Here is a 20,719-nt window from a genome sequence, read left to right as displayed (position 1 = left end):
GGCCTACTTATTTTTATCAAAAACTACACTCCAAATTCCGCGAACCTCATTTACATCATAACCAACAGCCTTATCCTCTGGATATAATTTTCTTAAGGCAGCCAAGGTAGTAGGTTTGATCTGTTCGTTGGGTTTTCCATGGCATTGAAGGCACATGGTATTCGTAGTTATTGGATAATAAACCGTTACTTCTTCGTTTCCCGGAATAACCAGAGGTTCCACTTCCATACCGGAAGCCAACTGCTCCTTAAAGGAAGCTATATATCCCAATTCCTCTTTATTTGCCTTATTTCCAGGATTTCTAGGTTTGTCGGAAACCCGTTTGATCTGGGCATTATTCATAACAGAAATACTATCTGTTAACTTTATGGCTTTCAGGTTACAAAATTCTACCGCCCCATCCGGACCTTTTTCCTGAATTGCTTTCATTAAATTTTTTCCCAATGCCGCTTTGGTGGCCAAGGCATAACCCAGGCCAATATCGCCATAGTTGGTTTGAGACCCCTGTCTGTAACCCATTCCCTTGCCCATACCTTTACTCGTTCTCTTACCATGTTCCCTTTGAAAATGGGCATCAAACCAATCGGGTTGGGAAATTTCATTATCATACATATATTCCGCTATCAAGCTTATGGTTTCTTCGGGATAGGGTTGGTATGGCATTATACCAAATCGATTTAGCGCACCAGGCATTTTGGATTTTTCCTCCTGTGGGTCGTTAATCCAACTCACTATAGCTTCTGTAAACTGTTCCTTGGTCGTTGAAGGTTCAATGTAGTGTTTCTTAATGGCCACCATGGGAGGAGCAATCATACTGGCCTCGGATGCTTTGGGGTTGTGACATAAGTAGCACTCTGTCTCAATTATCTTTTTACCTGAATGTATCTCTGCTTGATCAACACTCCCTTTTTCAGAAGTCGTTTCAACCGGTTTATATTCCGTTTTTTTAGCGTCCTTACAGCTCCCTAAGGCCAAAAAAAAGATTGTCAGCAATGATAGATAATTCATAAGGCTTATTTTTTTGAATTTATTCACTCATTAAGCTTCGCACTTAAACAACTCAGAAAAGTTTTGGCAAAACCCAAACACTTTATACTCTGAGAACTTAATAATGTCTTTCAACGTGTAATTTAAGGCCAATTTTACACTCCCGATAAAAATGAATAAATCATCTCCAACACATATATCCCCCTCTGAGGTCATATACTTTTTCAAAACCCATCCCTATCAATTTATGGGCAGCTCTCTGACTTCTTGCCCCTGATCGGCAATACAGATATACCGGCTTATCTTTGGGCAATTTTTCAAAAGATTTCTCAAAGTTTCCTGAATTAAAAAAATCAATATTAATGGAATTTTTTATATGACCACTCCCATATTCATTAGCGGAACGAACATCTACCAAAAGGACCTTTTTGCCAGTTATCGCCTCTGAAAATACCGCCTGATCCAATATTTCTATTTTATCGGATTTCTTTTTACTTGTTCCAAAAAGTGTACTAAAAAACGACATATTATTCTATTTTGAATTTATAATAGGTGAATGTTGAAAAAAGGAAACTGCCATCTTTTACAATGACCGTTTCCTAATACAACCAACCAAAACCTTTATACTGTAAAGATAAGCTAGGCATTTATTGTCCACAGCAACTTTTGTTACACATCGCATTTTATTTAAAAAAAGTGGAGCGTTAATTTCCCCACTTTTAAAGACCTTTAAAGTCAGAAAAAGTTATAAAGCGCTTTAATGGCTGCACTACCTTCATATACCCCTTAAAATACCAATTTTTAAAATCAGAAAAAGTTAGAAATCCCTATACCACAGTTGACAGACCTCTACAGGAACCACCCCTAATAATAACTACATAATATATATTACTTAATGTGCATTATATGTTAACCCAAACAAATATTCAATTGGTTTTATTGATTAAAATGAGTTAATATTATTGTACTATAAAGAATGTGGGTAAAACCAGAAAGAATATTGAACCCTTTTTTTAATTGCTAACAAACAGGAAATGGCCATGCATAAATATTATTTATTGACCTTGGTTGCCGTTTGCATATTTTTTGCAATCCCGAACATATTTGCCCAAAAAGTGAATGAGTTTCCCAAAAAAACAGACCCTCTATATAAAAAGGTGGAAATGTTTGATGCATTGATGCTTGGCAACCATTGGAACGAAGGGGCCATTATGCAACATGTAATTTTTCCCCCTGCTGGCTTGGAGCAACCTATTGTAGGATCCCAGGCCGATTGCCTTGACCCCACCTCTGAAATGTTGGCCGCCTATTCGCATAAGTATGCCATTACACAAGATTCCAAGGATAGAAAAATAGCCAATGAAATATTTGAAGCCATTTTAAAATTGGAAAAAGTAACGGGCGTTGAAGGACTGGTAGCTCGCAGTTTTAACAGAACCAACGAACCGTTGTGGCACGAAGAGGTAATGTGGTACCATGAATGGCACCAATCGTCTTCCATGCCAGGTTACAGGTGGCTAGGAGATTTAAGTGCCGATAAATTCACTTCCATTTTCTACGGCGTGGGTACTTTCTGGGAATTATGTGCAGATGCCGAATACAAAGAGAAGGCTTCTGGCCTTCTCGACCGCTTTATTGGGCGGGTTGTGGACGATAATTTTAAACTTACCGACCTTGATGGTAAAATGACCTTATGGGGCAATTTTTGTCCAGACCTTCCACATCAAGAACTTAATTCATTAGAAGTGTTAGCTGCGCTTAAGGTAACCCACCATATTACAGGTAAGGAACGCTACAATGTCGCCTACCACATGCTTATAGACCGTTATCATTATGACGACCATCAAATTAATTCCAAAATTCTTTTTCCAGAAGACTGGCGTAACGTTGGAGATGACTACCACGCAGCACGTTCACTTTATATGATTATGCGCCTAGAGAAAGATCCTAGCCTACTAAATAAATACCGAATGAATTTAAATCGACATTGGTATGATTGGAAGGATATCAAATTTACTTGGGAAAGTAATATTTGGTTTCTAATGGTTTATAAGGTACTTACGGGGGAGGACATTTTTACAGAAGAGAAAAAGCAAGGTATAAAAGACATGTGGGGATTTGAACGTAAAACCAAAGAATTTAAAATCCCGCAAAAAGATGGTAGTTTTAAAATGGTACGCTCGGAGGAAGAACGCACTGCAGCGGCCATGATCCGAAATTACTGGTTTGGGAGGTATTACGGTATAATTGATGAAAAATGGTAATCACAAATAATATGAAACCTATGAAAACCTTTTTATGTCTCCTAACTATAATAATTAACTTGCACTATGCTGTTGGGCAAGAAAAGCCAATGCCCCCTGAAGGAATGGTTTATGTTCCTGCCGGAGAATTCATCATGGGCAGCACTTATGGTGACCCGGATGAGCGACCTCAGCAAATTTCAAGCACAAAGGCATTCTTTATAGATAAGTACGAAGTAAGCAATGCAGAATTTGCCAAATTTGATCCCACTTTTAAATTTCCTCCGGAAAAAAAGAACAATGCCGTAATTGTCATTTGGTCAAAAGCCAACGCTTATGCGCAATGGGCCGGTAAAAGATTGCCCACAGAAAAAGAATGGGAAAAAGCAGCCAGGGGAATCGATGGCCGGGTATTTCCATGGGGGAATACCTATGACAACACTTATGTAGTTTGGGACCAAAAAGAAACCAGAGGAACTTCCATTGCCAAACCTGCAAGTCCCTATGGCTGCTATGATATGGCGGGCAGTGTTTGGGAGTGGACAGCAGATTGGTATAAACCTTACCCCGGCAATAAAATTCCCATGGAACAATACGGCGAAACCTATAAGGTAATGCGCGGGGGATCCAATTTTAATAACCACTCCTTTATCCGTACCTCACAGCGATATTATGTGTTGCCCGAAAAAATACACGTCTACCCCGTAGGAATACGCTGTGTAAAGGACTTAGATTAGAAAATTTCCCATTAACAAAAATGATATTACGTAAATAAGTTACACAAGATGAAAACAAAACTAAAAATTTGGCTGGCATTTATTATTTCGGGCACCCTGCTGTCCTGTACAGAGCAAGCTCAAAAAACCTTGGATCTTTCTAAGGCAAATATTATGATATCTACACAGCTTAAATCGCCCGTGCAGGAAACAGCCGTTAACATACTTGTGGAAGAGATTGCAAAACGCACCGATCTACGACTAGGATTACAAAATAATTGGGATTCCGAAACCACCATTGCCCTTACCTTGGCCAATGAAAAGGAACTCTTTGGGGAAAAGGTTCCTGCCAGAGATGGTGAGGATCGGAATGAGTTTAAAAAAGAAGGCTATCGTATTTTTCATGAGACTAAAGGCCATAAAAACACCATATGGATCATTGGGGCAGATGAAAGAGGAATCCTCTATGGGATTGGTAAACTATTGCGAACCGCTCAAATGAGTAAGAACCTAATAACACTTATTCCCAATTTTGATTTTTCCGAAGCTCCGGAGTACGCTCTTCGCGGACATCAGTTTGGGTATAGGAATACAGCCAACTCCTGGGACTCCTGGACCGTGGAACAGTTTGATCAGCATTTTAGGGAACAGGTACTTTTTGGTGCCAATAGTTTTGAAAACATTCCATTTCAGGAAGCCACTTCAAGTCCCCACTTTAAAGTAGACCCACAAGTTATGGAAGTGGAATTGAGCAAAATATGTGAAAAATACGATGCTGAGTATTGGGTCTGGACACCGGCACCACATGACCTGACCATAAAAAATGCCCATCAAGAAGGACTTGTGGAGCAAGAGGCCTTTTATGCAAAATGTCCTAGATTGGATGGTGTATTTGTTCCAGGTGGCGACCCAGGGGAAAACCATCCCGCCCAGCTAATACCCTATTTAAATGACCTGTCGGAAATATTGCACAAATACCATCCAAATGCCAGTATTTGGGTTTCCTTACAAGGTTTTAATAAGGAAAAAGTAGATTATTTTTTTGATTACCTAGACAAAGAGAGTCCAGATTGGCTTAAAGGCATTGTTTACGGACCAAGTAGCCCCCCAATTGCCCTGGAGCGCGAAATGTTGCCAAAAAAATACATGCACCGATTTTATCCAGATATAACCCATACCGTTAGATGCCATTATCCCGTGGACAAATGGGATCAGGCATATGCATTGACCTTGGGCAGGGAACCCACTAACCCACAGCCACTCATGTACACCAAGCTTTTTAATAGGGACAGCAAATACACGGATGGCTTTATTACCTATTCTGATGGTACTCATGATGATGTAAATAAGATTCTATGGAGCCAATTAGGTTGGGATTCCAAGAAAGATCCCAAAACCATAATCCATGAATACACACAATTTTTCTTTGGTCCAGAGGTGGCAGAAGAAGCGGCCAAAGGCATATTTGACTTGGAAAAGAACTGGGACGGACCCATTTTGGAGAACAAGTCGATCAAAGAAACCTTGGCCCTTTGGAAAAAATTGGAGGCCAACAATCCTGATCTGGTAGATAATTGGAGATGGCAGCAATTAATTATGCGCGCCTATTACGACGCTTATATACAAGACCGTCTGTCCTACGAAAAAGGTCTGGAAGCTGAAGCTTATGAAATACTGGCCAAGGCCAAGGCCATTGGGGCGGATAAGGCTATGAACGATGCCCTGCAACACATTAATAAAGCAGATACCGAATTGGTTTCTCAAGACCTGAAGGAAAGGGTTTTTGACTATGGTGAAAAGCTATTTCAATCCATAGGTGCGCAGACCAGTGTGGAAAAGTATAATGCAAGCGGCGCAGAAAGAGGTGCAGTTTTGGATTTTATAGATTATCCTTTAAATAATAGATGGTGGTTGGAGGACGAGTTCAAAAAAATTAAAGCTTTTAAATCCGAGGCCGAAAAATTAGAACGATTGGAATTTATTAGAAATTATGAATTCCCTGGGGATGGTAGTTTTTATGACAATATTTCCAGTCATGATGCCATTCATGAAACTTCCAAAACAGATGATGCCATTGACTTCTTATGGGAAAATAACGGCTTAAGTAGGAAACGACTCACTACCCAATTGTTCCAGTTCAGTCCCACTTTGGAGTACACTGAGTTGGATGTCAATGCCAATTACCTGATTCGTGTTTCAGGTTATGGCGAAGCACTTTTAAGGGCGAATGGTGAAAGGTTAAAACCTAGCAAATATGAAAAAGGCTTTGAGGAATTTAAAGAATTTCCCCTTCCGAAGGATCTGATCAAGGACGGTAAACTTAATATCACCTTTGACAAACCCGATGAGGAACACCTGAATTGGAGAAAGCAATCCCGGGTAACCGATGTTTGGCTTATTAAACAACCATAATATGTGGGCCGAAAAAGAACTCTATCCCCTAAAAGGAATTGTTACCGTACTCAACACTCCTTTTACTACAGCGGATACCATAGACCTAGTGGCATTAAAAAACAATGTATTGCAGGCTGTGGAGGCTGGTGTCGCTGGCATTTTGGTGCCCGCTATGGCTGCGGAGGTATATAAATTATCCAAAACGGAGCGACTCAAGATGCTGGGCCTAGTCTTGGAAACAGTAGGTGACAAGGTTCCCGTTATAGGTGGTGCAGGGGAACAGGATTTATCAAAAAGCAAAGAAATCCTAAAAGCCTATATGGATTTAGGTTGTAAAAACGTATTGTTTCAAATTCCCTATGTTGACGAATGCCAATTTCAAAATCATTTTATGGAACTGGCGTCACTTGATCCGGAAATGATCATGTTACAAGATTGGGATGCAACTGGATATGGTCTATCGGATGAAATTATATGCGATTTATTCGAAAAAGTACCCGCATTTCGCTGTTTAAAAATCGAAACCGTTCCGGCCGGCCCAAAATATTCCCGTATTTTGGAACTGACACAAGGCAAATTGAACCTAAGTGGTGGTTGGGCCGTTACACAAATGATAGAGGGGCTTCAAAGAGGAGTACACGCTTTTATGCCAACAGGGATGCATGTCATTTACACCGAAATACACCGTCTGTTTGAAGCAGGGAGGATTGCAGAGGCAGAAGCCTTGTTTGAGAAAATAATTCCTGTATTGGCCTTTTCTAATCAACATCTGGACATATCCATACATTTTTTTAAACGGTTATTGTATCGACAAGGTATTTATAAAACCCCCAACGTACGCAATCCCATTATACCCTTTGATGCCATGCATGAAAAATTGGCTGACAAACATATAGACAGAATACTGCTGCTTGAAAACCAACTGAAGGCCCAAAGGGCAGATAAATACTGACATTGCAGAGTACCCCACAGGCAATCTTATCTCAGGTTCTTACAAATCTGTGGGATAAAAGACACAATAGGCAATATATTATCTGTTTTAAATAATATAGTTGTGGTGCACCCCTATCTTTTAAATTTACTTTGTTCTTAACAAAAGAAAATATATGACATTAGAATTAAAAGGGATTATTCCCCCAATGGTTACCCCCCTTACCGCAGACGGTGGTTTGGATGAAAAAGGTTTGGAAAAACTGATAGAGCATCTAATTACTGGTGGCGTACACGGTATTTTCCTATTAGGCACTAATGGGGAAGCACCGAGCCTTACCTATGCGCTGCGAAAGGAACTAATTACCAAGGCTTGTGCAATGATCCGAGGAAGAGTTCCTGTCTTAGTGGGTATAACCGATACCTCCTTTAATGGTTCTTTGGAAATTGCGGCCCACTCAAAAGAGGCTGGTGCCACAGCAGTTGTTGTAGCCCCTCCTTATTATCTTCCCATTTCCCAAGAAGAAATGATCGACTATTTGGAGCGCTTAATTCCACAATTGTCCTTACCCGTTATGATGTACAATATGCCAAGCTGTACTAAACTGCACCTTTCTTTGGAAACCGTAAAAAGGGCCAAGGAATTAGGAGCCATAGGCATTAAGGACAGCTCTGGGGATATGTCCTATTTCTACTCACTTATTGAAGCATTTAAAGAGAGCCCAGAATTTTCCATTATTGTAGGGACGGAAATGTTTTTACCAGAGACTATACTACATGGTGGTCATGGGGCAGTTGCTGGTGGGGCAAATTTCTTGCCAGAGTTATTTGTTGATCTTTACAACGCCTCGGTAGATAACAATTTAGAGGATATAAAAGTACTGCGTAACAAGGTTGCCTTTGTAAACAGCACAATTTATTGTGTAGGTAAGAATTCCTCCAGAATTACCAAGGGTATAAAATGCGCCTTATCCGTAATGGACATTTGTGAGGACAATATGGCACTACCGTTACGAAAATTTGAAAATACGGAACGTCAGAAAGTAAAACAATTTTTAGACCAGTTTGAAGAATTAAAGGTCATTTAAATATAATAATGAACAAAAAACTAAAATGGGGTGTTTTGGGCACTGCCCATATTGCAACGGAACAGGTAATTCCGGCAATGCTCAACTGCCTACATGGTGATGTTCATGCTATTGCCTCAAGGAATTTGGACAAGGCGAAGGATATATCCGAGCGATTTAAAATTCCGAAATTCTACGGTTCTTACGAAGAAATACTAGCAGATAAGGAGGTAGACGCCGTCTATATTCCCCTGCCCAATCATCTTCACGTTGCCTGGGCCATAAAAGCCCTGGAAGCGGACAAGCACGTACTGGTTGAAAAACCAGTTGGACTATCCAGTAAGGAGGCTGAAAAGTTGTTGAAGGCCTCCCAAAAATATCCCCATCTAAAGGTTATGGAGGCCTTTATGTACAGACATCATCCACAATGGATAAAAGCCAAGGAACTTGTGGACCAAAAGGTAATTGGTGAAATTAAAACGATACAATCTTCCTTCTCATTTTATGAAGACGATCCCAATAGCATCGTAAATAAAAAAGATTTTGGTGGCGGAAGTCTAATGGATATTGGCTGTTATTCTATTTCCCTTTCCCGTTATATATTCAATTCGGAACCTAAAAGTATTTCCGCAGTAATAGACTATCACCCAGATTTCAAGGTAGATATTTTAGCCTCAGGAATATTGGAGTTTGAAACCGGGACTTCTGTATTCTTCAGTGCAACACAATTGGCGTACAATCAACAGGCACAAATTTTCGGAACCAAGGGAAATATAAGATTTGAACTGCCCTTTAACCCTCCGATAGATAGGCCAGCAAAAATATGGGTCACAATAGACGAGGAGTGCCAAACCATTGAATTTGATATCTGTAATCAATACACAATCCAGGCCGACCTTTTTGCCTTGGCCATAAAAAATAATACCCCTGTGCCCACTCCCTTGGAGGATGCCGTTAAGAACATGATTGTTATTGAAAAGTTAGAAGAAAGCAATTTAAAGGGGCAACGAATACGTCTGTAATTCGGTCCCCTTTTTTACATTACTTCAACAGTTCCTTTAAAGTCCAGTAGCTTTTCCTGTCAGGGTCTTTGGCACGAATATCCCTCACCTCATTTTCATGGACCATGGTAGTATCGTTCATAGAACGAATGTAAGTGGCCACATGACCAATCCAATCATCGTCATTGGATCCCATTGGGAGCATAATACCATATTCCGTTCCGTCTATTGGACCAGTAAGTCCATTTAAAAGAATTTTTACAAGCACTTCCTGATCGCCCATAACTCTTGGCGAACCAATTAAAGAAGGTGCGATCAGGGAATTTTCCCCATTGGGAACCCCCTTTAAATCTGGACCATGGCAGGTAACACAGGTCTGTTTATAAATATCATAACCTTCCAAAGCCCTCCATTTATGACCATTACTTTTACTGGCCAACCCATGCTTCAATTTTAGCAAATCTGAATCCTTAGCTTTTAAACCTAATGCCACGGAAGCAGCTACCAGCTCATTTTCGCCGTATTCTTCTGAGATAGCATTCAAGAGATCTGAGCCTTCAGTACTTTTGGAATAACGTAAACTCAATACCAATTGGTTAACTACGTTAATGTCGCCATCTGTTTGCAATATGGCCAAGGCCCGCATTATATCTTGATCCTCTTTCTTCAAAAATTCCTCACTTAACCTGATAGCCGTAATACGGACCCTGGGGTCTGGATCGTTCAGCTTTTCAAGAACAAGTGACTTATCCACAACACCTAACCCTTCTAATGTCCATAGGGCATGTACCCTTTCAAGGGGATAGTCCTTATTTCCAAAGTTATTCGTCCAAAAAGACTCATTATTCAATGCTATTTCCTTCAGTTTGGGCACAACGCCCATATCTCCTTTTATTATAATCAGTTTTTGGGCCGTATTTCTATACCATCCGTTGGGGTGTCCCAAATAATCCACTAGTTCGGCTGCGGAACGATCCAAAAGGTCGGGTTTTCCATCCGGTTTGATATCTTCATGTATAATACGATAAATCCTACCTCTTCCAATGTTATTGTCCAAACCTTTTCGAAGAATAACGGGTCTTAAATGACTTCCTTCCCTTGTCCAGTTACCCTCCTGAATAATACCGCGGTACATATCTACAATATATAGACTCCCATCAGGTCCTGTTTGTGCCTGGACCGGTCTAAAGTTCAAATCGGTAGATGCCAAAAACTCGGCTTCATCGTAGGCATTGTACAGCACTTTTTTCCCGTTCTCATTTTTTATTTTTGCCCTGCGGATCAACCTTCCAACAGGTTCTGGAATAAATAGATCGCCATAAGTAGAAGGAGGTAATTTATCCCCCCTAAATATTTCTTGTCCGGCAACCCCGGTGAATTTATTCAGGGTGCCATCTTCCTTCAATCTTAATTCGGCACCTCCCTGTACATCAGGGGTACCAACAATAGGCCATGGCTCCATAAATCCCTCGGAAATTTGTCCCTCTAGGTCCACTTCCCCATAGATTGCCGGTACTTGAAAACCATATGCTGCAGTTTCTCCACCTGCAGAAGAATAATACATATGTCCCAAGTCATCTTGGGTTAGCCCCCATTGTCCACTAGAGCCATCTACCAAGGAATCCACTTTTATTCCATCCTTATTAAATCTGAAACGCAATGGATTATAGGTGGTATAAACCCAATTGTCCAAGTTCCATATTAGACCACTTTGTTGGTGTTCAAGATTACCTCCCCTTCTTTTAGGATTTTCGTAAATCCTGATTTTTTCATCAGCTACACCATCATTATCGGTATCCCTATAGCTCCATAAATCATAGGAATACGTTTCATTCACTATAAGTCTGTCATCCAAGGGTAAAATCATCCTAGGAAGTAAAAGACTATCTATGAACACTGTGCTCTTATCCATTTTACCATCCCCATCCAAATCTATAAGGAGTTTAATCTGACTAGTAGGTTCGTCTTCACCAAGGCCATCCACATTTTGCATATAGGTACTCATTTCAGCTACATACATCTTGCCATTGCCATCCCACGCAATAGCTACAGGTTCATTTACCATAGGTTCACTCGCTACCAATTCTATCTTATATCCTTCGGGTAGATAAAACTTTTTTAGACTTTCTTCAGGAGAAAGAAAGTCCGACGGAGCTTCCTTTACAATTTCTGGTTTTTCGTATATTTTATCTTTGTATTCCTTTTTTCCACAACTTACAATGACCACAAGAAGCAGGGCCACTCTTAATTTATTTAAAATCAACATATTACTATTTAATTGTTTTTAGTTTGATCAAATTTAACTTTTAAATGAGTATCAATTACTTTCTTTAGGAGGTCTTTTGTGCCAATAGGAAGCGAGTATGGACCCGGTAATGTTCATCAGGGGTCCAAAGACTGCAGGTGCCAGACCCATGGTAGCTATTTTGCCCAATGAGTTTGCAATGCCCGATGCGAGGCCGCCATTCTGCATCCCCACTTCCAGTGCAATAGTACGTGCATCCTGTTCATTTAATTTCAATAGGCGTGCGTACCAATACCCAAGCATATAGCCAAATAAATTGTGGATCAACACCAATAACATCAAGATTCCGCCAATATCCAAAAGGCTATCCCTACCTGCAGCCGTAATTACTACAATGATAAGTCCGATACCCAACATGGAAATTACAGGAAGTGCCTTATCCAACCATTTCCCCTTGTCTCCCCTCAATTGGTTAATGAGCAGTCCAACTCCAAGCGGCAAAATAATCATCTTGACTATGCTCCACATCATGACCAAAACATCTATTTCTATAAATTCCCCCGCCAACAACTTCATTAAAAGTGGTGTTATAAAGGGTGCTAGAATGGTGGAGATAGAGGTAATTGTGATGGAAAGTGCTAGATTGGCCTTCGCCAAATAGGCCATTACATTGGAGGCTACACCACTTGGAGAACAACCGATCAAAACGATCCCTGCCGCAATCTCCGGTGGAAAATTACTGAATTTAGCCAAAGCAAAGCCCATAAGGGGCATTATACCCAACTGTGCCGTAACCCCGACCAAGACCCCTTTGGGCGCCTTGATGACTTCTGCAAAATCGCCAAGTTTCATGGAGGTTCCCATGCCGAACATGATAAGTTGGATCAAGGGTATGATCAAGGCCGTAAGCTTAAAATCGCCTATCTGCAAAAAATGTTGGGGATAATAGAGCGCCAAGGCCACCCCTGCAAATATGGAGGCTGTAAAAACATAACTGTTCAGGGACTTGTATCCACTGAAGCCAAGGGCCAGAAGTGCAAAAAAGGCCATAATCAAAAGGCCGGCATGTTCAATGTTACCGCTAAAGACCATCCCCAGGATGGACAATAACAATATGGCGGCCATGCCAAGGCTAATGGAATAAATATTCAATTTTTTCAAAATAGTTTGGTTTAGGTTATTTTGGTTCTAGTTGGGCAATTTATAGGCCTGTCTGGCCAAAAGCCGGAGCTGGCCGTCCTTATCTTTTTGGTATACCTGCATATTGCCGATACGGACATCCACAGGTTCTCCGGAATTGGTGCCCTTGGCTAAAAAAATGTGCCTGACAATGGCCGTGTTCCCTGAAATATGTATGGTCTGATCAGGAGCTTCCAAAGACAAAAAATCGAATGCCCCGTTCAATAGATCATCTATAAACTCGGCCTTGTTCTGGATCAATCCGCTCGAATGGCCGTAAGTGAGTTCCTCTGCGCAAAGCCTTTCCATTAGTTCCGCGGTAGGGTCCACCATGACCTTATTAAAAGCCAACACCGCCTGTTGGACTTCATCGATCGTGGGAGGGTCTTGTCCCTGCTCCATGGCAATGGTCGGGGTTTCAGACTTTGCCTGCTTTTCATTTTGTTTGCACCCCATCAAAACAAACAGGGCCAACATGGCAACTATCCAAACGCTGCTTATTGTTCGGGTGCCGTTAAAGTTTATCATTTTCATAAGTTTATGTTGTCCCATTACCATGTCCTTTTGCTTAATACCTTATCTAACGTCTCCTTGGACATCTTCACCAATTCGGGATGTTTGTCCAACCACACCAAAAATTCCTTTTTTAGCTGTTCGGTCCATTGGCTGTCTATTTCTCCCGTAGAATATTTCTTGGTCCTGACCATCTCAAAGCCAAATTGGTCCTTAAGGGCCACAAACTCGGCAGTGCCCACTACCTGTTCGGCCAAATGCGCAGGAATAAAAAGTACGCCTTCCCTTTTGGCAAGAACAAGATCACCGGGCAATACCATCACCTGGCCTATCCGTATTGGGGTGTTGAGCCCCATAAGTACTTCCTCCTCCAAAAAAGACGGGTGAAAATCCCGCACAAAGGCGTTGAATCCTTCCATCTGGCTAATACTCTCCAGATCCCTTGCACTGCCATTAAAGACCACGCCATTACCGGACTTGCTATAAATGGAGGTTGCCAAGGTAGCCCCCATAAGGGTCCCCGCATCGATCTTGCCAAAACTATCGGCCACGTATACGTCGCCCTTGGTAAGTACCTCTATGGGCCAGGAATTTGTGTTGCCCTTCCTTCCCTGGGAACTTATTCCCCTTTCCTTAATGTTCTTCTCCACATCGGGACGGCTTGGCATGAATAGGGCGGTAAGTGCCCTGCCTACAACTGGAACATCGTTATGGACCATTTTCCAATTGCCCTCGAACTGATTCTTATAACCTTCATTTTCAAGGACGGTCCAAGCATCATCGATACCAATTTTTTTTGCCCGCTCCAAAAGATCGTCAGGGATTTTTGGGCGACCATCATCGAACCGTTCCCCTTTCCATTCGGAAGTCAAAAAAATAAGTTCCTCCTTGGGAAGGGTCTGTCCAAAGACATTAAAAGTGAGGGTAAATAAGAAAAGAAATAGTACTATTCTAGTGAACTTCATTAGGTAAAAAGGTTTAAAAAATATTGATCGTTTTTATAAAACATACATATACTATCTATTCTTTAGGATTTAACAAATAATATATGTGTTCAGCAGTATCGTTTTGCGCTATTAAGTAACCCATTATATGTAAAATAAATTAAGTAATAACACTTACATATAGGCTTTTTCTAAAATTTCCTTTAATCGAATTGCAACAATATCAACCTGTTCGGGTTTCAATAATACCACCCCAACAGTCAACTTTTCTTTCTTCCCGTCTTTTCTAACATTTGTAACAATACTGGGGGTTCCATTTTTGAGTTCGTTGTAAACATCACTTGGACTTATCTTGACTTTACTTGGGTCCCAACTGACCAACATACTTGGGAAAGCATTTGCAGGCCCAGAACTAATATAGGTTTCTCCTTTTACGCTAGATATGGTTTCCAACTGCAATTTTATACGTTCTATACGATTTAACCAATCTTGCCATTCTGCCTCATGGTCTCTTTCCAAGTATGATTTTAAGGCTACATACATACCGAACATTTCCTCTTTATTTACTTTCATTGGCCTACCAATGGGAGCTTCATGTGGACTATGATTCAATTTGGCTGCCTCGATCAGATCTTTTCTTCCAAATAACAATCCTGTGCTTTGTGGTCCTCTGATCATCTTACCGCCAGAAAAAGTAATTAAATCGAACCCCATCTTTTGAAATTTAAAGAGATTCTCTACCGGGGGAACGTCTGCCGCTGCATCAATAAAAGATGGAATTTTATTACGTTTAGCTATAGCTACAAACTCTTCATGTGAAATACTGGATTTACCGGCTGCATTAAAGAATAGGGCCATTACGGTATTGCTATTAATAGCCTGTTGCATTTCTCTTGGGCCATCAACTTCAACAATAACGGCACCAGTTGTGGTAATCGCTTGGTCAAATACATACCTATGGCTTTTCTGCATAATAACCTCTGGACGGGGACCTGGAAGATTTGGCAATAGCTTTCTCTTGTTTTCATCTGTTCCCGTAATTGTTGCAGCGGTTCCTAGAACCATTGCGCAGGCGGCACCGGAAGTAACCATAGCAGCTTCACATTGCAACATTTCCGCAATCTTGTCCCCTATCTTATCCTGCAATTCGTGCATATTCGCAAAATCATGCGCTGTAGAATTAATGGCATCCATGACTTCCGGTCTCATTAAAGAGCCCGACAAAAAAGTCATAGTTACATTAGCATTAATGACAGGGGTAACTCCAAGTTCCTTAAAAAGATCTAGTTCCAGTGGATTTGTTAGCGGTCTACCCGGTGCATTTGCAGACAATAATCCAGTTCCCATTAATCCGCCAACTACCGGCAGCGCCGATAAATTCTTTAATAATTTCCTTCTTGAAATCATATTATTAATCCAAGGCGGCTATACAGTCCATTTCCACTAATGAATTCCCAGGAACACCGCCATAGGTTGCCACAGTAGTCCTTACTGGTGGGTTTGGTCCAAAACGCCCCCTAAATACTTCGTTCATCCCTTTGTAGTCCGCCAAATCTGCCAAATACACATTCACTTTTAGCACTTTTTCCATGGAAGAACCATGTTTTTTTAACTCCTTTTCCAGCTCTTGCAATACAATTTCGGTATGTGCCTTGATCTCATAGGGTTCCACATGTGCGCCCTTCCCAGCAATATAAAGGGTATTCCCGTGTTTTACGCCTCCTGAAAATAATGGAATATCCTGATCCATAACGATGTCTCCAACGACTTCTTTTTTTGGTTTTGATCCATCGTCCATAGCCTTGGCGGCGGCACCTAGGCCAAACATAGCTGCCAATCCCATTCCTAGTTTCTTAAAAGATGCCCTTCTTGTTGTTTTGTTTTCCATGCCTATTTAAATTATGATTATTTGTTTTATGTAATAAATTGATTAATGATCCTCTAAAAGCTCCAAAAGCTTGTTATTGAATTATATATTGTCCACATCATGAATATATGAAATTTTCGCCATCTTGAAATATTCGCCCATATTATTGTTTTAGGAGTCCTAGGAAGCCAAAATTTTAAAGCACTAAGTAATCCCTTCCAATATAGCTGAACAACTACAGTAAGCTTAGTTCTAAATATTTAAAGCTACTTTTTCATTGAAAATTCCCTTCCAGGGTCTTCCGTTTCAAAGGTTTCAAAATTACCATTGTCCTGAAGCGTTATAAAGGCCGTTGTGCCATAATTTCCACCAAAAGCGATGTTCGAGGGAGTTTTTCCCTTTAATTCTATTTCCTTTAATATTTTGCCTTGAGGTGAAACTTTAACTACTGTGCCCTTACCGTGGCGGGTGATATATAAATTTCCTTTGATGTCTGTACGCATGCCGTCCATGCCAAAATCTTCAAATTTAATAAGCAGACGTTTATTACTTATTTCCCCCTTAGGTGAAAGGTCGTATGCCCATACATTGCGCTGCACCGATTCGTTAACATAAAGTATTTTATTGTCCGGACTTACCTCTATCCCATTAGTAGTTCCCATATCTCCTTCCAACAGACTAAAAGCTCCATCCGAATCTATCCGCCAAATTTGTCCTTTTGAATTTTTCCAATCTGGATCACTGGCGAAAAGTATATCGTTGTCCATTATTGCGATATCATTGGGTTGGTTCATACTATCATTATGGGCAAATACACTGATCTCTTTGGTACCCATGTCCACCTTTAATATGTTATGCTTGGTATAATCTGCTATGAACATTTCGCCCTTGCTATTGAAACGAATTCCATTGCCAATACTACCCTCTGGCAAATTAACAAATAGGGAAGCTTCTCCATTGGAATCCACCTTGCCTATGGTTCCTGTACTATCAAAATTAACCGCATATAAGATTCCCTTGGCATCCACGGCAGGGCCCTCAATTCCGGACGGAAAGAGAGACAGTTTGGTAAATTCGTTACTTTGGTACAATCCCTGTTTTTGTTCGTGGGCAATTTCCTCTGAATTAATATGCGTGTTCTTGTCTTGTTTTTCCTTACATCCTGCAATTAAGAGTACTAAACATAGGACCATTAATTTGTATTTAATAGAAGAACTTAAGTTGTAAATCATGTTCATTAGAGATATTGAAAACTGTTAACAATTAATTTTAACCACCCATTTGGAATCTTATTTCATCGAGGAAACCTGCTGCCATGGACACATGGATTTCTCTCCAAATTATCAGAAAGCAAGGCCAACGATAATCAAGAGAAATTTCACTTTTAAATATACATATTAAAATTAGATAGCTACAACAGAATATTTTCATGGAAAAAATGACTTAAAACTCACTAAAATGGAGTACATGTTTATTCCTAAATTGGCACCAAGTAATAATAGAATTCAGATATGGGTAACAATAATTTTTATGAAAAATTGTTTACTTGCAATAAGCTCTTTTGTTTACCATACCCCACGGCTCGTTAATATTTTAACCACAAAAATTTAGTAAAGCTTTTTAACCCATTAGCTTAATCAATCCTCGTATACACTGATATCAAGAGAGTTAATTAATTTTATTTTTTTGTGCTTATATTGTGCACATAAGAGCTTATTGCAACTTCCAAGTTATTACAATAAAAATTTCATGAATTTATAGGCTTAATCAATAGTTTTTTAAAACACAAATTGGAAGCAATGATCATACGCATATGTGCAATTATTATGGCCTATTATAACCTGAACCTCACAAATGACCAACCATTAAATAATGACAAATAAATTACAAATTTTAGCTTCCTTTGTTTTGCTATGCTTGGCGATTAGTTGCGGCAATAAAAAAACTCAAAAAAGCAATACCTCAACCTTTGATATAGAAAGACAACTAGCATATTGTGAGCACCAAGCCTCCCAGACCCTAACTCTTATTCCCAACGATAACAAAAGTATTCCGAGAAATATTGCCCCAGATAGTCAGGAATGGCGTTTTATAAACTACACGGATTGGACAAGCGGATTTTGGCCTGGAACCCTGTGGTATCTATATGAAAACACCAATGACCTAAAATGGAAAGAACAAGCCGATGCCTTCAGTAGGTATCTCACCCCTCTTTCGGTTACTCCTGCCCTGGACCATGATCTAGGCTTCCAGGTCTTCAACAGTTTTGGAAATGGATATAGGCTAACTGGAAACCCTGAATACAAGGAAATTATACTTAAAACCGCGGACACTTTGGCTACTTTGTTCAATCCAAAAGTAGGTACCATCCTTTCTTGGCCCCGCGAAGTACCCAATATGGAATGGCCCCAGCACAATACCATTATGGATAACATGATCAACTTGGAACTTTTGTTCTGGGCTTCAAAAAATGGAGGTGACAAATCCCTATATGACATCGCGGTAAGCCATGCCGATGTAACAATGAAAAATCATTTTAGACCAGATTACACTTCATACCATGTAGTGGTCTACGACAGGGAAACTGGGGATAAAATTAAAGGGGTTACCCATCAAGGATATGCCGATGATAGTATGTGGGCCCGTGGACAGGGATGGGCCATTTATGGTTATACCATGGTATTTAGGGAAACGGGTGATGCCAAGTATCTAGATCTTGCACAAAAGACTGCCAAAGTATATCTGGAACGCCTACCTAATGATCTAATTCCCTATTGGGATTTTAATGCGCCCAACATCCCCAATGAACCAAGGGATGCCTCGGCAGCGGCCTTGGTTTCATCAGCGCTTTTGGAACTTTCTACCTTCACCAAAGATTCAATTCTTGCCAAAAATTATTTGGACAAAGCCGAAAAAATGCTTGTAGAGCTATCCAACAACTACCAAAGCAAAGATAAAAATTCAGCATTTTTACTGCATTCCACAGGCCATAAACCCAATGGCAGCGAAATTGACTATTCCATTAATTACGCAGATTATTATTATGTGGAGGCACTTCTAAGGTTGAAAAAACTCAAATCCGGCATTCCTTTAACCGCATCCATAGTAACCAAAACCAAATAAGAAAATTATAATCCAATCCAATAATTATGAATAGAAAACTATTATATACCGCCTGTGTGGTAGCCATGGTCTCGATTCTTTTTGTGGGCTGTGCCCAAAAAAAAGACAAGACCCAAAAAAAACCCAACTTCCTATTCGTCTTGGTGGATGACCAATCGCCCTTTGACCTACAGACGTATGACCCCAATTCCATTCTGGAAACCCCAACTATAAACGAATTGGCCAAACAAGGTGTTGTTTTTGAAAGTGCCCGTCACATGGGTGCAGCATTAGGTGCGGTATGTACGCCTTCAAGGCATATGATCATGACCGGTAGAACCTTATGGCATTTGCCTAAAAGTGCGGGATATAAAGAAAGTGTGGCTCCCGATAGTTTAGAACAGCAATCTATAGCTGCAGTTTTTAATAGGGCCGGGTACAACACCATGCGTACCTGTAAAAAAGGGAACTCCTATGCCGCGGCCAATAAGCAGTTTACTGTAGTGCATGATGCCACCAAACGTGGAGGCACGGAAGAATCAGGAAGTGCCTGGCATGCAGAGCAAGTATTAAACTATCTAAGCGATAGGGAGGAAACCCAGGAGAAGGATCCCTTTTTCATATACTTTGGTTTTTCGCATCCGCATGATACGCGCGACGGTACCCCCGAACTTCTGGAAAAATACGGAGCAACAAACCATACCGATCAAAATAGTCTTCCTCCTGCCAACCCAAAACAGCCCCAATTACAGGAAAACTACCTAAACGCACATCCTTTCTTTCATGGCCACCCGGAACTCAGGGATGAGGAACGTGTAAGTGGTGTATGGAAAAATAGGGATGAACAGACCGTCCGCAATGAATTGGGTCGTGAATATGCCTGTTCCGAAAATATAGATATTCAATTGAATAAAGTGCTCGCTAAACTTGAGGCTTCAGGTGAGCTGGACAATACCTACATTATTTACACTTCAGACCATGGCATGTCTATTGGTCGCCATGGTTTAATGGGAAAGCAAAATTTATACGAGCACACATGGCGAGTACCCTTTATTGTTAAAGGCCCCGGACTGGAAGCTGGCAAACGCGTTAAAGGAAATATTTATCTTTTGGATGTATTACCAACACTTTGTGAACTGGCCGGAATACAGACCCCTGCTACGGTGGAAGGAAAAAGCTTTGTTCCAGTCCTAAAGGGCGAAAAAGAGGTGGTTAGGGAGGTTATGTACGGGGTTTACGCAGGAGGTACCAAACCGGGTATGCGTACGGTGAAAAAAGGAGACTGGAAATTAATAAAGTACGATGTTATGGACGGGGCAGTTAGGAAAACCCAACTTTTTAATCTGGCTGAAAACCCCAATGAATATTTACCAGAGCATAATAAACCTGTCGAAATGCAAACCAATCTGGCGCATAATCCCAAATACAGTGATAAATTAGGGGAAATGGAGGCACTACTGCTAGAACAAATGGTGGCCCATGACGATCCGTATAGACTGTGGGATCAAGAATCCAATTAGAACAATAAGCT

Annotated in this window: 17 protein-coding genes; 8 read left to right on the top strand and 9 right to left on the bottom strand. The window is 40.6% G+C overall.

Annotated elements, in window-relative coordinates:
* Positions 1–3: 3 nt before the first annotated feature.
* The gene (locus CWD90_RS14265; protein WP_103476803.1) at positions 4–1,008 is read right to left on the bottom strand and encodes a Tll0287-like domain-containing protein; all 1,005 of its coding nucleotides are present in this window, start codon (positions 1,006–1,008) and stop codon (positions 4–6) included.
* A gap of 160 nt (positions 1,009–1,168) precedes the next feature.
* Complete coding sequence (locus CWD90_RS14260) at positions 1,169–1,513, bottom strand: rhodanese-like domain-containing protein (RefSeq protein WP_103476748.1); 345 nt, start codon at positions 1,511–1,513, stop codon at positions 1,169–1,171.
* A 508-nt stretch (positions 1,514–2,021) separates the two neighbouring features.
* Here CWD90_RS14260 and CWD90_RS14255 point away from each other — a divergent pair.
* From CWD90_RS14255 to CWD90_RS14230, 6 genes are all read left to right on the top strand, one after another.
* On the top strand, positions 2,022–3,251 hold the full coding sequence (locus CWD90_RS14255; RefSeq protein ID WP_103476747.1) for a hypothetical protein: 1,230 nt from the start codon (positions 2,022–2,024) through the stop codon (positions 3,249–3,251).
* Positions 3,252–3,271: 20 nt separating this feature from the next.
* Complete coding sequence (locus tag CWD90_RS14250; RefSeq protein WP_157941239.1) at positions 3,272–3,967, top strand: formylglycine-generating enzyme family protein; 696 nt, start codon at positions 3,272–3,274, stop codon at positions 3,965–3,967.
* A 48-nt stretch (positions 3,968–4,015) separates the two neighbouring features.
* On the top strand, positions 4,016–6,358 hold the full coding sequence (locus CWD90_RS14245) for a hypothetical protein (protein ID WP_103476745.1): 2,343 nt from the start codon (positions 4,016–4,018) through the stop codon (positions 6,356–6,358).
* 1 nt (position 6,359) lies between these two features.
* Positions 6,360–7,292 (top strand): dihydrodipicolinate synthase family protein, encoded by a 933-nt coding sequence (locus CWD90_RS14240; protein WP_192878029.1) that lies wholly within the window; start codon positions 6,360–6,362, stop codon positions 7,290–7,292.
* Between the two features lie 154 nt (positions 7,293–7,446).
* Positions 7,447–8,358 carry a dihydrodipicolinate synthase family protein gene (locus CWD90_RS14235; protein WP_103476743.1) on the top strand — a complete coding sequence of 304 codons (912 nt, stop codon included), beginning with the start codon at positions 7,447–7,449 and terminating at the stop codon, positions 8,356–8,358.
* An 8-nt stretch (positions 8,359–8,366) separates the two neighbouring features.
* Positions 8,367–9,359, top strand: a complete 993-nt coding sequence (locus CWD90_RS14230; RefSeq protein ID WP_103476742.1) for a Gfo/Idh/MocA family protein — start codon at positions 8,367–8,369, stop codon at positions 9,357–9,359.
* Between the two features lie 19 nt (positions 9,360–9,378).
* On the opposite strand, the gene CWD90_RS14225 is transcribed toward CWD90_RS14230, so the two are convergent.
* The 7 genes from CWD90_RS14225 to CWD90_RS14195 all read right to left on the bottom strand — a co-directional run bounded on the left by CWD90_RS14225 (position 9,379) and on the right by CWD90_RS14195 (position 17,279).
* Entirely contained in the window at positions 9,379–11,604 is a 2,226-nt protein-coding gene (locus CWD90_RS14225) for a DUF7133 domain-containing protein (protein ID WP_103476741.1), read from the bottom strand.
* Between the two features lie 51 nt (positions 11,605–11,655).
* Positions 11,656–12,744, bottom strand: coding sequence for a bile acid:sodium symporter family protein (locus tag CWD90_RS14220; protein ID WP_239986526.1), 1,089 nt, complete (start codon positions 12,742–12,744; stop codon positions 11,656–11,658).
* Between the two features lie 27 nt (positions 12,745–12,771).
* Complete coding sequence (locus tag CWD90_RS14215; protein WP_157941238.1) at positions 12,772–13,314, bottom strand: nuclear transport factor 2 family protein; 543 nt, start codon at positions 13,312–13,314, stop codon at positions 12,772–12,774.
* Positions 13,314–14,240, bottom strand: a complete 927-nt coding sequence (locus CWD90_RS14210; RefSeq protein WP_103476739.1) for an RraA family protein — start codon at positions 14,238–14,240, stop codon at positions 13,314–13,316. Before CWD90_RS14210 ends, CWD90_RS14215 begins: the two co-directional genes overlap by 1 nt.
* Before the next feature lie 153 nt (positions 14,241–14,393).
* The gene (locus CWD90_RS14205) at positions 14,394–15,626 is read right to left on the bottom strand and encodes an aminotransferase class V-fold PLP-dependent enzyme (RefSeq protein ID WP_239986525.1); all 1,233 of its coding nucleotides are present in this window, start codon (positions 15,624–15,626) and stop codon (positions 14,394–14,396) included.
* A 4-nt stretch (positions 15,627–15,630) separates the two neighbouring features.
* Positions 15,631–16,107 (bottom strand): RidA family protein, encoded by a 477-nt coding sequence (locus tag CWD90_RS14200; RefSeq protein ID WP_103476738.1) that lies wholly within the window; start codon positions 16,105–16,107, stop codon positions 15,631–15,633.
* Positions 16,108–16,352: 245 nt separating this feature from the next.
* Positions 16,353–17,279 carry an SMP-30/gluconolactonase/LRE family protein gene (locus tag CWD90_RS14195; RefSeq protein ID WP_103476800.1) on the bottom strand — a complete coding sequence of 309 codons (927 nt, stop codon included), beginning with the start codon at positions 17,277–17,279 and terminating at the stop codon, positions 16,353–16,355.
* Positions 17,280–17,958: 679 nt separating this feature from the next.
* On the opposite strand from CWD90_RS14195, the gene CWD90_RS14190 reads away from it, so the two are divergent.
* A complete protein-coding gene (locus CWD90_RS14190) occupies positions 17,959–19,209 on the top strand; it encodes a glycoside hydrolase family 88 protein (protein ID WP_103476737.1) in 1,251 nt (416 codons plus the stop codon).
* A gap of 26 nt (positions 19,210–19,235) precedes the next feature.
* Positions 19,236–20,708 carry a sulfatase-like hydrolase/transferase gene (locus CWD90_RS14185; protein ID WP_205161247.1) on the top strand — a complete coding sequence of 491 codons (1,473 nt, stop codon included), beginning with the start codon at positions 19,236–19,238 and terminating at the stop codon, positions 20,706–20,708.
* The last annotated feature ends 11 nt before the right edge of the window (positions 20,709–20,719 follow it).

It is taken from the genome of Arenibacter catalasegens (genome assembly GCF_002909235.1).
Classification (GTDB): domain Bacteria; phylum Bacteroidota; class Bacteroidia; order Flavobacteriales; family Flavobacteriaceae; genus Arenibacter; species Arenibacter catalasegens.
Note: the sequence above shows the minus strand (reverse complement) of the source record. Positions and strands in the feature narration are given on the sequence as shown.